Here is a 14971-nt window from a genome sequence, read left to right as displayed (position 1 = left end):
GGAATATAGCAACTTGTTGCCAAATGCATGAGGAAAAAGCAGCATAGCCAAAAGAAAATATAGCAGAACTGTAAAATATAAAAGAGGTTGTGCCAACGTTTTGACACAACCTCTTTTATATATATTGAATTAACTAATTACTTCTCACCACGTTTCGTAGCCGAATAGTTAATCTTCAAAGCATAAGATTTTCTAAGAGCATTTTTTACATCAGTAACAATACCCATCTTTGTCTTCTGATCTACTTTCAGAGACACAGTCATCTTAGCAGCATCGCCTTCATTCATACTCGCACGTTCCTGAAAAATGAAGTCTTGTACTTCACCCACTTCAGCATAACTGTCATTCAACTGAATACGACTTTCAGTACCCATTTTCGCGCGATATTCTTGTGTAGGTTCCCCTACATAAATGAATGTTACCAGTGATTTCTTCTCCAGTTTTTCGAGTTCAGTACCTTGCGGAAGTGTAAACTGCACCTTTAATGTTACCTCACGCATCGTTGTTACAATCATAAAGAAGAACAACAAGGTAAAGATAAGGTCAGGCAACGAAGAAGTATTCAATGCCGGCATTTCACGTTTACCAGTCTTATTAAATTTTCCCATTACTTACTTCTTTTTTTCTCCGTATTTTTTAGGTTCTGCTTCAGAAATTCGTTGCGGATAAACTTCACGAACAGCTTTCTGCTGTGCATCATTCAGTTCAGCGTAAGTAACCCCAAACTTTTCTTGAGCTAACTCATCTCTCAATTCATTGTATGCAGCTACCAATTCGTTCTGCACACTTATATATGCCTGATAAGAAGACCCGCGGTCATTCTGCAAAGAAATTACATGCTTATCATTAACAAGAGTAGTACCAAAGAAATCGACATTTTTTTGTGTCTTTTCCGGCATATTCTCAGCGTTATTGATGTTAGCAATAAACTCTTTGGCTTTCTGCCTCAACTGATCAACACCAATATAATCATTCCCGCACATCAAAGCATCATCTTTATTCAGATAAACCTGCAGGATGTTACGTTCTTTAATTTTATCGGTATTCTCATTCTTTTCATCTTCGGGTGGTGGAGGCAAAAGTCTTGCCAAACCACGGTCCGTATCCATTGATGTTGTAATCAAGAAGAAGATCAGCAACAAGAAAGCAATATCCGCCGTAGAACTTGAGTTTATATCAGGAACTTTTCTTTTTCCTTTTGCCATTTTAATAACTTATTTAATCGAGTATCCTCAATTGATTACGACAATTTTTTCTTTATACCACTCGCAATGATTGCAACAACTGTCACAAACAACAATATGTAAATAGAATAAAGGAACATATCAGTTACTTTCAGCCAAAAAGGAACATTGTCTGTACCACTATAGCCAGGAATCTGCATTGGTGTACCATCACCCATTGCCCAAGCTACAATAAGAACAACAGCTAAAAGAACCAAACCAAGTAAAGACTTGATGGCATTTGCCGGGTTATCCTTCAAAGCTGCACCAAATTGGAATACAGCAGCAATAACAGTGGCTGCAATGGCTAAGCCAAACAAAACGTACATCAGATAGAGTAAGGCGTCTGTTTGAGCCGGTTGCCACATTTCGGGATCTACTCCCGGAATTAAGGCATCGCCCGAGGCATCTCCTCCTAAGAAGAACAAGCCAATAACGATCAGAATAATAGCAAACATCGCATACAGTGCGTAATACGATATTCTATATGTTAACTTACTCATTTTAGATTATTTTTTGTATTTCAAGTTATATTTGATTACCATATCAAGCAAAGAGATAGAAGAATCTTCCATTTCACTTGTAAGAGCCTCAATTTTAGAAAGTACGTAGTTGTAGAATACCTGAAGGATCAATGCTACAATCAAACCGAAGATAGTTGTAATCAAGGCTACTTTCATACCACCTGCAACAACCGTCGGAGAGATATCACCTACCTGCTGGATTTTATCAAATGCCTGCACCATACCGATTACAGTACCCAAGAATCCGAGTGACGGAGCCATTGCGATAAACAGTGTGATCCAAGAACATCCTTTTTCAAGGTAACCTGCCTGTACACCACCATAAGATACAACTGACTTCTCAACTACGTCAATACCTTGATCGATTCTCATCAAACCTTGGTAGTAGATAGAAGCAACCGGGCCTCTGGTGTTACGAGCAATGTCTTTAGCAGCTTCAACATCACCTTTTTCCAAAGCAGCTTCGATAGATGCCATGAATTTTTTTGTGTTGATTTCAGCCAAACTCAAATAAATGATACGTTCAATACAGAAAGCCAAACCGATCACTAAAGCGATAGCTACCAAACTCATGAAAGATGCAGTACCTTCGATGAATTTAACTTTGATTTCCTTGTGAATACCACCCTCTTCTGCAGCAGGAGCAGCAGCTGTAGTAGCTTCAGCGGCAGGAGCAGCTTGTTGTTCAGTTTGTTCTGCTGCAGGAGCGTCTTGAGCCTGAGCAAGTTGAATTGAGCCAAAAGTGAAGGCCCCAATCACAGCAACAATTGCAAATAACTTTTTCATTGTGTGTCTAATTTTTAAGATTAATTAATTGATTATTATTATTGTATTTACTTCTCATCTCTCTTTCATTTCTGCGGAGAGACGGGGATTCGAACCCCGGATACGCTTTTGGCGTATACACGCTTTCCAGGCGTGCCTCTTCAACCACTCGAGCATCTCTCCCTCTGTGTTTTCAGCATTTTCAGCTACAAATGTATTCTTTTTTTTCTTTTCAAGAAGCATTCTCCCCCTTTTATCTTGAATAAATACTGCAAATTAATATAATTTAAAACCTTTCGAACCTTATTTGCGGATTCCGAACACTTTTAACGCATTCACAGAAGTGACCTGTGCCACATACTCCGGATCCCTCTGATAAATATCCGCCACCTTCATGAGTGTGTCTCTCACATTGGCACTTTCATTCCTCTTTCCCCTGTTCGGCACGGGAGCCAAATAGGGAGAATCGGTTTCAAGCACAATGCGCTCTAAAGGAACAGTCGTCAATGCCTCCGGCAAAGTCGATTTCTTGAAAGTTACAACTCCATTGATACCTAACATAAATCCTTCAAATTCCAACAATTTCGCCGCTTCTTCCGATGTCCCGGTAAAACTATGAAAAATGCCGGTTAATGGGGTATTTTTATAGGGTTCCATTACCTTATATATATATTCAAACGCTTCTCTTGAATGGATTACAATGGGAAGACCATATTCCAGCGCCCATTCTATTTGCTTTTCAAAAACCAAGATTTGCTCTTTCAGAAAAGTCTTGTCCCAATAAAGATCAAGACCTATTTCTCCGATAGCCACAAACTCACGGGAAGTCGACAAGTATTTGTGAACAATCGCTAATTCCTGTTCATACGATTCATTGACAGAAGTAGGGTGCAGTCCGATCATCGGATAGCAAAATCCCGGATAATCCCTACAAACCGACAACATAGCATCAATGGTCGTACTGTCTATATTGGGCATAAAAATATAGGAAACTCCCGCTTTCTGCGCACGTTCCATCACCAATGGCAGGTCTTCGGTAAATTCTTCAACAAAAAGATGAGAATGAGTATCGATCAACATGATATTTCTTTTTCTTCTTTTATTTTTTCGCTGGAGCGATAATAATATATCAGTCCATAGTCGCGGCATTTTTCTAATCGGGTATCATTGGGAGTGACATCCTGGTATTTGGCTTCTACCTGATTCCAGATATCCAAAATCAATTCATCGGCACGGTCACGCATAGACGCCAGTTCATCAAGACTACGATTGGTTAATGCCTGATAGTTCTTCTGCCGTTCATAGCTTTCCAGAAAAATATCATAATGCACTTTTACGCGTGCAATAGTCGGATTATAAATAGGTATGCCACCTTGAGTGGTCCTTAATTGTTCGCCTTCGATTATTTTCTTCCCCCACTCTACCAGAGAGGCTTCACTCAACAGGTCCGGTACGGTATTGGAAGCAGGCAAGCCATATAACTCTTTATGTGCCACCTTGATTTCATCACGAAGCACTGCCAAATTGAGCACCTGAATAAAATGAGAGATATACAGCCGGGCAGTCTTCACATTCATCTGGTGTTTACGGCTGGCACGCGACTGATTATCGTAGCACTGGGTATAATAAATTTGCGCTGCCTCAAACCGATGCAAAAAGTTACGCGCTTCAAATAATGTCTTCAATGTAATAGCCAAGTCACGCACATTATACATCTCTCCCTTTTCGACAGCCGCTTTCAGCGCCCGAACTCTTGCTTGATCTGTATTTGGTAGTCGTCTATAAGGCATATCTCCGATACTTAACTACATTTCACGATACATTAATAATTTCACCAGATTCTTCAGTTCTTTTTTTCTGTCTTCCGCAACAGCTACCGCCGCTAGACTTTCCATAGCGAACGTATAATATTCACGCATTTTGCTTTCACAAATATTGCGGATATTCAACTGATTATAGATTTCAGTTACCGCTTCGATTTTTTCAGAAGGTTGAAAAGCCTCCGCATTCAACCAACGATTCAATTCAGCATGCTGCTTTTCATCCGCACGGTTCAGTGCTTTGATAAGCATATATGTTTTTTTATTGCAGAGGATGTCTCCACCTATCTTCTTCCCGAACACTTCCGGATCACCATATACATCCAACAAATCATCCTGTAACTGGAATGCTACTCCAATATGCATTCCAAAATTATATAGATTTTCTGCATCTTCAGCAGTCGCTCCTGCCAGAATTGCACCTATTTTAAGACTACCCGCAAGCAACACGGCTGTTTTCAAACGAATCATTTCAATGTATTCGTCTTCTGTAACGTCACAGCGAGATTCAAATTCCATATCCAGTTGCTGTCCTTCACAGATTTCGAGTGTAGTCAAACTGAATAAATCCATCACTTCTTTCAGGTGTTCCGGTGGACAACCCGTCATATACCGAAATGCCAGAATCAACATAGCATCTCCCGAAAGTACAGCAGTATTATCATTCCAGACCTTGTGCACGGTAGGTTTCCCTCTGCGCACATCCGAACGATCCATCAAATCATCATGCAACAAGGTGTGATTGTGGTAAACTTCAATCGCAGTGGCAGGATCGTATATAGACGCAACATCCTCCCGATACAAGTTATATCCCATCAACATTAATACAGGACGTATCCGCTTCCCACCCAGAGAAAGGATATATTCAATCGGTTCATAAAGTCCTTTCGGCGTCCGGGTAAACTGGATTTCAGAAATATGATTATTTATCTTATCGAGTAATTGAGAAGCTGTAAACATGATGAATAAAAAAATTAATGAATAAAAAGAGGCTGCCGAAAGCAGCCTCTCCATTTATAGTGTTACAAATTACTGCAATCTAAACATCACAGGAACTGTAAATTTAACACGTACCGGTTTTCCGCGCTGCATACCTGGTTTCCACTTCGGCATGGTATTAATCACACGGAGGGCTTCTTTATCCAGATACGGGTCGACGCTACGTACAACCTTCGCATCTACGATACTACCGTCTCTGTTAACAACGAACTGTACGATAACACGTCCTTGAGTTCCGTTTTCCTGTGCGATAGTCGGATATTTAATATTTTTTGCCAGATACTGCATCAAAGCTGCTTGTCCGCCCGGGAAGTCCGGCATATTTTCTACAACCTCGAAAATAGTCTGTTCTTCCGGTTCTTCTTCAACCACTTGTACAGGCACATATTTTACTTCTACACGAGCTTGATTATCTTCATTGATAATAGTTGTTGTTTCCTCAATATCAGCTTTATCATCCACAATCTCCAGCAATTCTGCTACCTTTGGAGCTTCAGGTGGTGGTGGAGCTGCTTGTTCAGGGGTTTCGGTAATAGGAATAATTTCCTCTTCAAACACGACATCGGCTACTGCCTGGCTTGTATCTATCTTCACGTCACGCTGGGTCCATTCGAACGCCACGAACATGAAAGCTAGAACTACCACGTAACCAACGAGCAACCATGTAGACTTCTTGCCTTCCAGGTCTGCCTTGGGTGATTTTTTTACTTCCATAAATTTATTAATATAATGATTAAAAAAAGTGTCCTTTCATGTGTCTCCGGGCAAATATAGTACATTTTCATGTATTCGTTCCCCTCTTTGCCTCTTTTTATCCGGCTTTTTAACTTTTTTAATTCTTTCGTACTTGTCTTGCTCCTTTTAACGGCAAACTTATGGTTGATTTTCAAATTTACCGTATCTTTGGCGAACAAATCAGATGAACTGAATATGAAAAAGATAACAATTGCAATCGATGGCTTTTCCTCTTGTGGAAAAAGTACAATGGCCAAAGATCTTGCCCGCGAAGTGGGTTACATTTACATTGACAGTGGAGCCATGTATCGTGCGGTCACTTTATATAGTATAGAGAACGGGATTTTCAATGGAGACGTGATCGATACGGAGAAACTGAAAAAAGAAATCAAGAACATTCGTATATCTTTCCAGCTGAATAAAGAAACCGGACGTCCCGACACGTATCTGAACGGCGTGAATGTGGAGAATAAAATCCGTTCAATGGAGGTTTCTTCCAAAGTGAGCCCTATCAGTACGCTTGACTTCGTACGTGAAGAAATGGTGGCGCAGCAACAAGCAATGGGAAAGGAAAAGGGCATCGTCATGGATGGCCGGGATATAGGAACTACCGTTTTCCCGGATGCGGAACTGAAAATATTTGTAACCGCCACTCCCGAAATCCGTGCTCAACGCCGTTATGACGAGCTGAAAGCAAAAGGACAGGAAGCCAGCTTCGACGAAATTCTGGAAAACGTGAAACAACGGGATTATATCGACCAGAACCGGGAAGTAAGTCCACTTCGCAAAGCTGAAGATGCTCTGCTTCTGGATAACACCCACTTATCGATTGAAGAGCAAAAGGAATGGCTTTTCGGACAATTTAATAAGGTAAGTAAATAATTTGCTTTATGATCAAGGTAGAGATAGACGAAGATTCCGGCTTCTGCTTTGGTGTGGTGACAGCCATTCATAAGGCAGAAGAGGAGTTGGCAAAGGGAGAGACTCTCTATTGTCTCGGAGATATTGTACACAATAGCCGGGAAGTGGAAAGGCTTAAAACGATGGGATTAATCACGATCAACCGGGAAGAATTCAAACAACTGAAGAATGCCAAAGTATTGCTTCGCGCACACGGAGAGCCACCGGAAACTTACATGATTGCCCGTGAAAATAATATAGAAATTATCGATGCGACCTGTCCGGTAGTATTACGTTTGCAAAAACGTATCAGACAAGGGTATCTGGCAGACAGTGACAAAGAAAAACAAATTGTCATATACGGCAAAAGCGGTCATGCTGAAGTGCTGGGATTGGTGGGTCAAACAGATGGAAAAGCAATTGTCATCGAAAAGGCAGAAGAAGCCAAAAAGTTGGATTTAAACAAAAGCATCCGTCTTTTCTCACAGACTACCAAGTCACTGGACGAGTTTCAGGAAATTGTGGAATACTTCAAGCAACATATTTCACCGGAGGCGACTTTCGAATATTATGATACTATCTGTCGTCAGGTTGCCAACCGGATGCCTAAGCTTCGGGAATTTGCGGCTACACACGATTTGATATTTTTCGTCAGCGGCAAAAAGAGTTCAAACGGAAAAATGCTGTTCGAGGAGTGTTTGAAGGTGAACACCAATTCACATTTGATAGATAACGAGAAAGAAATAGATCCTTCTCTCCTTCAAAACGTAAATTCAATTGGCGTATGTGGTGCGACTTCTACTCCTAAATGGTTGATGGAGAAGATTTACAATCACATTCGGACGCTCATCAAAGAATAACAGCTTTATTCTGACAAAGAATAATAGCAAAGCAACATAAGGAAACGGCAAAGTAACATGAACGAATAAAAGGAAAGCGAAAAAAGGTCATTTGAACATTTTTAATGTTTTCTTCTTACGAAAAAAAACTTCATAACCACTGCTTTCAACTTTTTGTTGTACATTTGCCGCGTCAAACTAATTAATGAGAGATTGTTATATGGGAACAGTTAAGTGTATCGGAATTTTGACCTCCGGAGGTGATGCTCCGGGAATGAACGCTGCTATACGTGCAGTGACACGTGCAGCCATCTACAATGGATTGCAAGTTAAAGGTATATACAGAGGATATAAAGGTCTGGTTACAGGTGAAATCAAAGAATTCAAGAGTCAGAATGTGAGTAACATCATCCAGTTGGGTGGTACTATCCTGAAAACGGCACGTTGTAAAGAGTTCACGACTCCGGAAGGTCGTCAGTTGGCTTATGACAACATGAAAAAAGAAGGCATCGATGCTTTGGTTATCATTGGTGGAGACGGCTCACTGACAGGTGCGCGTATCTTTGCACAGGAATTTGATGTTCCATGTATCGGACTGCCGGGAACTATTGACAACGACCTTTATGGTACAGATACGACCATCGGATATGATACTGCATTGAATACCATATTGGATGCCGTAGATAAGATTCGCGACACAGCCACTTCACATGAACGTTTGTTCTTCGTTGAAGTTATGGGACGTGATGCCGGTTTCCTTGCGTTGAACGGAGCTATCGCTTCGGGTGCGGAAGCTGCCATTATTCCGGAATTCAGTACGGAAGTCGACCAACTGGAAGAGTTTATCAAAAACGGATTCCGCAAATCAAAAAACAGTAGCATTGTATTGGTAGCCGAAAGCGAACTGACAGGAGGAGCCATGCATTATGCCGAACGTGTGAAAAACGAATATCCGCAATATGATGTACGTGTGACGATTTTAGGTCACCTGCAACGTGGCGGTAGCCCAACTGCCCACGACCGTATCCTGGCAAGCCGCCTCGGTGCTGCTGCTATCGATGCTATTATGGAAGATCAACGTAACGTAATGATCGGAATCGAACATGATGAAATCGTTTACGTACCGTTCAGCAAGGCTATTAAGAATGACAAACCAATCAAGAGAGATCTTGTCACTGTATTGAAAGAGCTTTCAATCTAATCTTTTTATTTTTAGGAGTTCAGCTTATATCAGTATATAAGATAAAGAGCGGTGGATGAACGGGAGATTTCCTTATCATTCACCGCTCTTCTTTCATTTATTCAATGCTTCTTTTCACCACAGAGGACACGGAGGACACAGAGGTGAATTTGTTTTATGACTTACGGTTGCGACCCTAATTTTGATGCGTAATCCTCCTACTATAAAGTTGAAAAAACATGAAAACATCTGCCACCTGCAACCAAACGCGTGTAATACACTAGTTAATAGATAGTTGTAACGTTGCGGATACTGTTGCAGATAGGTTGCAGATCAAAGTATCTGCCACACAGTATAAGCCTTGCAAAGCCAATTCTCCATGGGTGCAAAAGTTTATTGTATACATTAACTTCCCGTTTCCAGGCGGGGAACTGTCGTTTCCGGCATTAGAAATTACAGTTTCCACGGCAGGAAACGAGAGTTTCTAAGGCGGGACACTACAGTTTCTACGTAAGGATACTGTCGTTTCCCCGTAGAGACACCACAATTTCTCCATAGGGTCCCCCAATTATCCCATAGCTTTGCACAAAGGGATCAAGGCTTTTTCTTTGATTATATAACGTGTTGCAGATACTTTATCTGCAACCTATCTGCCACAGGTATCTGCAACGTTACAACTATCTATTAACTAGTGTATTACACGCTTTTCGTTGCAGGTGGCAGATGTTTTTATGTTTTTCAACTTTATAGTAGGAAAAAATTTCATTCATTTCCGTACCTTTATGAGTCTTTTTATCCATAAATAATATCCAGTCAGTGGTAGTGCAGACCCCAATAAGGCAGCAATAAAGGTAAGTATGCGAGTAAACATTCCTCCCCAGTTACCAACATGCACAGAATAAATCCAACCACGAATCTTTCCCGACTTGTCTTGATGTTGATAAAGACTTGTTTCTGTAAATTCACCATTATCCGTATTGAAAGAATAACGGTCAGATGCCCGCTGATTACCGAAACGGTTGAAAGACACGCTTGCCGTACCAGAAGAAATACTGATTTGCTTATACTCCGGATTCTGACGTCTTAGTTTATCATAAATCTCTTGCCAATAAACGAATGGTGAAGTTACCGAGTACATATCACTATGATTGTTTTCCGGACGTCTGCTTCTTTCACCCTTTCGAACCTCATTTCCTTCTCTTTTCTTTTCCCGATGGGCTGCCAGTTTGGTATTTCTCTTTTGAGCATCACTTTTCTGTTCATGTCCTTGGGCGGCACGTTGCTGTACTTCTACCCCGAAGACCTTATAGAAAGCCGTCCGATACCACGGAAAAGACCAGGTCAACCCCGTCAGTGCCATAGCCAGTAGAAAGATCAGAGCATACATTCCACCTGCCACATGCAAGTCATACCAAAACCTTCTCCAACCTTTTGTTGCTGTTATTTTCAGGCTATTCTTCAATGCTTTACGTGTACGCGGCCACCAAATGACAATTCCCGAAATCAGTACAAAAACAAGTAAAAGCGTACTGACACCTACAATCATTTTGCCCCAAAAGATTCCTTCATTTCCCGGATTCATACTATCCAGAAGCCAGCGATGCATTCGGAACATAAACATAAAAAAGCCGCTACGCTCGCTTTTTCCTTTTACTTCGCCCGTATACTGGTCTACATACAAAGATGCACGACGTGGTTTGGAAAGACTAACCTGATACGCACGTCCGGGATCAGAAGATATGCTGACACCGGTCACCGCTACACTGTCAGGCAATGTCGTCGCCACTTTTTCAAGCAACTTATCCATAGGAAGAGGAGACCCCTTTACCGTTTCTACGTAGTAAAGGTCGCGTCGAAACCACTCATTCGCCTCATTTTCAAATACCAGCATGGCACCGGAGAAGCAGACAAGAGTTATTATCAGTCCGAAAGGGACGGAAAGCCACAAATGTATCTTTCTGAATATTTTTTTCATGTTTTCATTACTATTTCTTGAAAAAGCCTGCAAAGCTTTCCGCTCGGCAGGCTTTTATCTACAAAAGATTCTCTATTTAACCGACTGTATTATTTTGAAAGATATTCCATCTTACCTACCGTAGTGATAGCGTCAGCCTCTACCGTTAAACCTTTGACTGCCTTGCCTGTTTTTGCGTCTATTTTATAGAAGGCCGGTTTCTCGCCCGTAGTCACAGTGACAGCCATATAAGCATACCCTTTTTCTCCATAAGGCTCGCCACCAAACTTTCCGTCAGCCGGCAGACCTGTAACAGGCATAATCGTCTGATCTTCCGCCTTGAAAACAGCTAATTCGCTAACATCTGCACTTGTACCACCATTAATCATATCTTCCGCTCCATTTTTATACAATTGAAGCAGGAAGTAATCTTCAGAGATGTGCCAGCAACGGAAAATAGGATGTTTAGTGCCTATCTCTTCAAAGTTCACATAGTAATCCGGATCGAAATCTGTTGCGCCTGCTTTGATACGCATTGCGCCCGAAGGCTTCTGTCCTGTTACCTTCTTCAAATCTGAAGATGAAACTGCCGTACGTCCATATCCGGGAGAGAACACATAGACGTCACCATTATCAGCGGCCCAAATAGTCTGATAATATTGTGAACGCATACGACCGCATGCATAGCCTATTTTATCAGTCTTGGCAATCACCGGAGTCTCATTGAAGTTCGTGCCACTATAAATTGCCACATAAGCATTATCCGGGTATTGTGTAGAAGGAATGACACCGGCTGTATATGCACCGCTGCCGCTACCACCGTCAGTCTTAGTCACAAGTTCCTGATCTGTCACAGCTTCCGGCCATTTTTTAATACCGTACTTACTCATTCCCATTAGGATGACAGATGTATAAATCTTATTGTTAGCTTCAACCAGACCTGCCCATGAAACTTTTTCACCATTACCCAAGTAATTTTCGGCAAGCAAGGTACCCTCTTCCTGACTGCCATCGGTCGCATCCAAATAGTTGAACAACAATGCTTGAGCCACATTCTGATCCTCATCTGTTATTTTCGAGTCCCCGGTGGAAACAGTCACCACTTTATCCCTCCAGGTTCCATAAGACGTGATACGATTATAAGTGTATGTGTACTTTTCTTTCATTTTACCATCTGCCCCCAGATAATAGGAAGCTCCTGTACCTGCGCCACCTTTATTATAAACTAAAGCAAACACATAATCCAATCCTTTATATACCCAATAGGTACCGCCAATCACTTCGGTTCCATTCCCTTGGGTCGACACTGTTCCTTCATCCAAAGAATTGGCTACTACCAAATAACTTGCTTCACCGGTTGTGGCAGCCACCACATAAGTCGTTTCTCCATCAATTGGCGGGTTATCCACCGGATGATTATCATCGTCGCAAGATGCCACAAACACACCGCTACTCAAGCAAAAAGCTACGGCAAAAGCCTGTAATAAAAACTTCCTCATATATTCTTCATTATTGATTGATACTAAAAACTTACTCTTATTATTTACCGAAAAATACTCTGAACTTTCCATAGAATGCGCGCCCCGCTTTTTGCAGGCTAAAATTGTCAAACAGTTGGGCATCGGTGAAATTCCGACATTCAAATGATACATTATAACGTCCATTCTTCATGGTGTAGGACAAAGACAGATTATGAGAAAACTGTTCCGGCACCATATTCTTTGAATCTTTATCTCCGAGATTCTCCCAGTAAAGAGGAAAATCGTGCTGCCAGTAGCTATCATAGCCGATGCTCAATACATTTCCTTTGACAAACAGGTCATTCCAATAAAAATTTGCATTGATATTAGCATAACGATAGGGCAGATTCGGCATACGCACTTTATAGTGCATGCTTTCTTGCAAAGAGGAACCCGCCAGAAACTTTTCGTAATCACGAGTATCGATGCTATTAAATGTTCCTCCTATATCAAACCAATGCGAGAAGCTATAAAGCAATGACAAATTATACCCTTTGGTCCTTACGTGACCGTGGTTCTCATAATATCCGTAGCTTGTTCCTCCCAATACGTCCAGTCCTCTTTTTATGTAATCTTTCGTATCCCGATATATCAAACCGGCCTCGGCATACAATCCATGCTTGCCAAACTGATGATTATAGCTGAAACTCAAATTGACATTATCACTTTTCTCCGGTTTCAGATTCATTTTACCAGCTTCAAGGTCTTCATCTCCAAAGAGTTCGTCCGTGGTCGGCAGGCGGAAAGCCTTTTCGTACGAAAGTTTCACCTGAAGATCTTTCCATATAAAATAGGTATCTGCCGCTCCATATCCAAGAGCGCTTGCCGTATTGGACAGATTGATATAATTGCCTATTCCATCTGTATTCTGCGATACCGGTCCCTTGTTGTATTGCCGGTAATATTTGGCAAATGCCGACACATTCCATCTGTCCGACGGCATCAGACGGTAAGAAAGCCCGCTGACGTTTTTACGGGTGATTTTAGGAATAGAAAAGTCCGTGAATTTGGAAGAAGCACCAATGGTAGAGCGGCTCGTACGTTCAAAATCACTGATTACATGACTGAAAGTAAACGTATGTGCCTGTCCGATATGATAATTCATCTTCAGCGTCCCATTCCAGTTTCTATTTTTAGATTCACTGTTCTGGTAAGACTGTTCTCCCCGGCTGCCTTTTTCATAAAAATCTCCACGCCAGTTGTAAGCCCGCGAAGCGGTATCGACATTATTGGTGATATTATGATTATAATTGGCAGTCAACAGCAGATCCAGGTTTTTCACCAGTAAGTTCTTTTTGTAATATTCTAAAGAAGGGACCAACGAATGTCCTTTGCGGAATTTTTCACCGAACACGACATCTTGATAAACGCCTGTTTGTATCTCTTTATAGAAATGGGAATAATTGAAACTCAACGCCAAACGGTCTGCCCATTTCTTTCCTACCAAGCCGATTTTTCCAATCACGGCTTCATTATGATACTGGTCATTAAAACGTTTCAGATGATAAATCTTATTTTTGTCAAGTGGCGGAAAACGTACGCTTCCATCTTCTTTAATCTCAAATTCGCGTACATAAGTGTCCACATAATAATCATTATCCGAGAAATTTTGAAAAGCATTGACCTCATACATGAAACCATTTTTGAACGTTTGTCCGAAGCGCACGTATGATTTATGAGTATTAAACGATCCGTAAGAATAGGAAGCATCCATAAACCACTTTCCGGGTTGTTTGTTGGTGACAATATTAACCACTCCCCCAATAGCATCGGTTCCGAATCCTACGGGAACTACTCCTTTATAGACTTCTATACGGTCAGCAAAATTAATAGGAACATTGTTCAAATCGAATGCAGCACCGGCTCCTTCCTGTGGTATGCCGTCAATGAAGATTTTCACATGTTTTCCGCTAAAGCCATCGATATACAATTGCATATCCGACCCCACTCCACCTGATTCGCGGAGTTTTACACCGGGCACTTTAGTCAGTGCACCTGCCAAAGTCTGCGTACTGTTATGCAATTTCTTCGCATCAATGGCTACCGCATTAAAAGCAGACTGATTCACACGGCCGACTCCAGATGTCGTGACCAGCACCTCTCCCAGTTCTTTTACCGCCGGCGCGATAGTGACGTTTACTTTTATTCTTTCTCCCTTGGCTAATTTAACTTTCTTTTCTACCGTTTGATAACCGATAGCCGAAACGACGAGTGTATATTATTCACCTGCTGTCGTTTTCAAATGATATATACCTTTTTCATCTGTATAGCATCCTTGGTTGGTTCCTTTCAGATAAACTGTCGCAAAATCCACCACTTCTTTCTCTGTGGACATCACTCTGCCCGAAATTAAACTACTACGGTGACGCCCCTGTTGTGAATATACGGATACGGAAAACAAGAATGCCAGAAAAACCAAAAAACATTTATTGCTCATTTCCTTTTTACCTTTTTACTTTATAACCTTTTCATTGTTCTAAAAGCGATGCAAAGGTAAGCAGAAAGAGGGATG

13 protein-coding genes, 1 tRNA gene and 1 pseudogene are annotated in these 14971 nt (G+C 41.4%); 3 read left to right on the top strand and 12 right to left on the bottom strand.

Going from position 1 to position 14971, the window contains the following annotated elements; translation table 11 throughout:
• Nucleotides 1-137: 137 nt before the first annotated feature.
• The 9 genes from N5O98_RS22435 to N5O98_RS22395 form a co-directional block, all read right to left on the bottom strand.
• Nucleotides 138-608 (bottom strand): ExbD/TolR family protein, encoded by a 471-nt coding sequence (locus N5O98_RS22435; protein ID WP_004297931.1) that lies wholly within the window; start codon nucleotides 606-608, stop codon nucleotides 138-140.
• A gap of 3 nt (nucleotides 609-611) precedes the next feature.
• On the bottom strand, nucleotides 612-1205 hold the full coding sequence (locus N5O98_RS22430) for an ExbD/TolR family protein (RefSeq protein ID WP_004297930.1): 594 nt from the start codon (nucleotides 1203-1205) through the stop codon (nucleotides 612-614).
• 35 nt (nucleotides 1206-1240) lie between these two features.
• Nucleotides 1241-1726: a hypothetical protein gene (locus tag N5O98_RS22425; protein WP_004297929.1), complete on the bottom strand. Its 486-nt coding sequence runs from the start codon at nucleotides 1724-1726 to the stop codon at nucleotides 1241-1243.
• Between the two features lie 6 nt (nucleotides 1727-1732).
• On the bottom strand, nucleotides 1733-2533 hold the full coding sequence (locus N5O98_RS22420) for a MotA/TolQ/ExbB proton channel family protein (RefSeq protein WP_004312432.1): 801 nt from the start codon (nucleotides 2531-2533) through the stop codon (nucleotides 1733-1735).
• Between the two features lie 74 nt (nucleotides 2534-2607).
• A tRNA-Ser gene (locus N5O98_RS22415) sits at nucleotides 2608-2695 on the bottom strand.
• 120 nt (nucleotides 2696-2815) lie between these two features.
• On the bottom strand, nucleotides 2816-3592 hold the full coding sequence (locus N5O98_RS22410) for a TatD family hydrolase (RefSeq protein ID WP_004312431.1): 777 nt from the start codon (nucleotides 3590-3592) through the stop codon (nucleotides 2816-2818).
• Nucleotides 3586-4302, bottom strand: a complete 717-nt coding sequence (locus N5O98_RS22405; RefSeq protein WP_004297925.1) for a hypothetical protein — start codon at nucleotides 4300-4302, stop codon at nucleotides 3586-3588. The genes N5O98_RS22410 and N5O98_RS22405 overlap by 7 nt, the downstream gene beginning before the upstream one ends.
• Before the next feature lie 15 nt (nucleotides 4303-4317).
• Nucleotides 4318-5292 (bottom strand): polyprenyl synthetase family protein, encoded by a 975-nt coding sequence (locus tag N5O98_RS22400; RefSeq protein ID WP_004306794.1) that lies wholly within the window; start codon nucleotides 5290-5292, stop codon nucleotides 4318-4320.
• A gap of 69 nt (nucleotides 5293-5361) precedes the next feature.
• Complete coding sequence (locus N5O98_RS22395; protein ID WP_004306792.1) at nucleotides 5362-6045, bottom strand: energy transducer TonB; 684 nt, start codon at nucleotides 6043-6045, stop codon at nucleotides 5362-5364.
• Between the two features lie 216 nt (nucleotides 6046-6261).
• Between N5O98_RS22395 and cmk the strand changes: the two genes are divergently transcribed.
• The 3 genes from cmk to pfkA all read left to right on the top strand — a co-directional run bounded on the left by cmk (nucleotide 6262) and on the right by pfkA (nucleotide 9006).
• A complete protein-coding gene (cmk, locus tag N5O98_RS22390; protein ID WP_085931522.1) occupies nucleotides 6262-6948 on the top strand; it encodes a (d)CMP kinase in 687 nt (228 codons plus the stop codon).
• A gap of 8 nt (nucleotides 6949-6956) precedes the next feature.
• Nucleotides 6957-7826: a 4-hydroxy-3-methylbut-2-enyl diphosphate reductase gene (locus tag N5O98_RS22385; protein ID WP_004312427.1), complete on the top strand. Its 870-nt coding sequence runs from the start codon at nucleotides 6957-6959 to the stop codon at nucleotides 7824-7826.
• A gap of 199 nt (nucleotides 7827-8025) precedes the next feature.
• A complete protein-coding gene (pfkA, locus tag N5O98_RS22380; RefSeq protein WP_004297914.1) occupies nucleotides 8026-9006 on the top strand; it encodes a 6-phosphofructokinase in 981 nt (326 codons plus the stop codon).
• Between the two features lie 745 nt (nucleotides 9007-9751).
• Here pfkA and N5O98_RS22375 read toward each other — a convergent pair.
• The 3 genes and pseudogenes from N5O98_RS22375 to N5O98_RS22365 form a co-directional block, all read right to left on the bottom strand.
• Nucleotides 9752-10960, bottom strand: coding sequence for a PepSY-associated TM helix domain-containing protein (locus N5O98_RS22375; protein WP_008650288.1), 1209 nt, complete (start codon nucleotides 10958-10960; stop codon nucleotides 9752-9754).
• A gap of 89 nt (nucleotides 10961-11049) precedes the next feature.
• A complete protein-coding gene (locus N5O98_RS22370) occupies nucleotides 11050-12438 on the bottom strand; it encodes a DUF4374 domain-containing protein (RefSeq protein WP_022200164.1) in 1389 nt (462 codons plus the stop codon).
• Nucleotides 12439-12478: 40 nt separating this feature from the next.
• Nucleotides 12479-14896 (bottom strand): annotated as a pseudogene (locus tag N5O98_RS22365) (TonB-dependent receptor).
• Nucleotides 14897-14971 lie beyond the last annotated feature (75 nt).

This window comes from Bacteroides sp. LFL-34, from assembly GCF_027257075.1.
Classification (GTDB): Bacteria; Bacteroidota; Bacteroidia; order Bacteroidales; family Bacteroidaceae; genus Bacteroides; species Bacteroides ovatus.
This window is presented reverse-complemented; position numbering and strand designations above follow the sequence as displayed.

Bases quoted from the DNA above. Each gene is read 5' to 3' on its own strand.
- N5O98_RS22420 (WP_004312432.1), bottom strand. From the start codon at position 2,533: ATGAAAAAGTTATTTGCAATTGTTGCTGTGATTGGGGCCTTCACTTTT.
- N5O98_RS22370 (WP_022200164.1), bottom strand. From the start codon at position 12,438: ATGAGGAAGTTTTTATTACAGGCTTTTGCCGTAGCTTTTTGCTTGAGT.
- N5O98_RS22375 (WP_008650288.1), bottom strand. From the start codon at position 10,960: ATGAAAAAAATATTCAGAAAGATACATTTGTGGCTTTCCGTCCCTTTC.
- pfkA (WP_004297914.1), top strand. From the start codon at position 8,026: ATGGGAACAGTTAAGTGTATCGGAATTTTGACCTCCGGAGGTGATGCT.
- N5O98_RS22395 (WP_004306792.1), bottom strand. From the start codon at position 6,045: ATGGAAGTAAAAAAATCACCCAAGGCAGACCTGGAAGGCAAGAAGTCT.
- N5O98_RS22430 (WP_004297930.1), bottom strand. From the start codon at position 1,205: ATGGCAAAAGGAAAAAGAAAAGTTCCTGATATAAACTCAAGTTCTACG.
- N5O98_RS22435 (WP_004297931.1), bottom strand. From the start codon at position 608: ATGGGAAAATTTAATAAGACTGGTAAACGTGAAATGCCGGCATTGAAT.
- N5O98_RS22385 (WP_004312427.1), top strand. From the start codon at position 6,957: ATGATCAAGGTAGAGATAGACGAAGATTCCGGCTTCTGCTTTGGTGTG.
- N5O98_RS22410 (WP_004312431.1), bottom strand. From the start codon at position 3,592: ATGTTGATCGATACTCATTCTCATCTTTTTGTTGAAGAATTTACCGAA.
- N5O98_RS22405 (WP_004297925.1), bottom strand. From the start codon at position 4,302: ATGCCTTATAGACGACTACCAAATACAGATCAAGCAAGAGTTCGGGCG.
- N5O98_RS22400 (WP_004306794.1), bottom strand. From the start codon at position 5,292: ATGTTTACAGCTTCTCAATTACTCGATAAGATAAATAATCATATTTCT.
- cmk (WP_085931522.1), top strand. From the start codon at position 6,262: ATGAAAAAGATAACAATTGCAATCGATGGCTTTTCCTCTTGTGGAAAA.
- N5O98_RS22425 (WP_004297929.1), bottom strand. From the start codon at position 1,726: ATGAGTAAGTTAACATATAGAATATCGTATTACGCACTGTATGCGATG.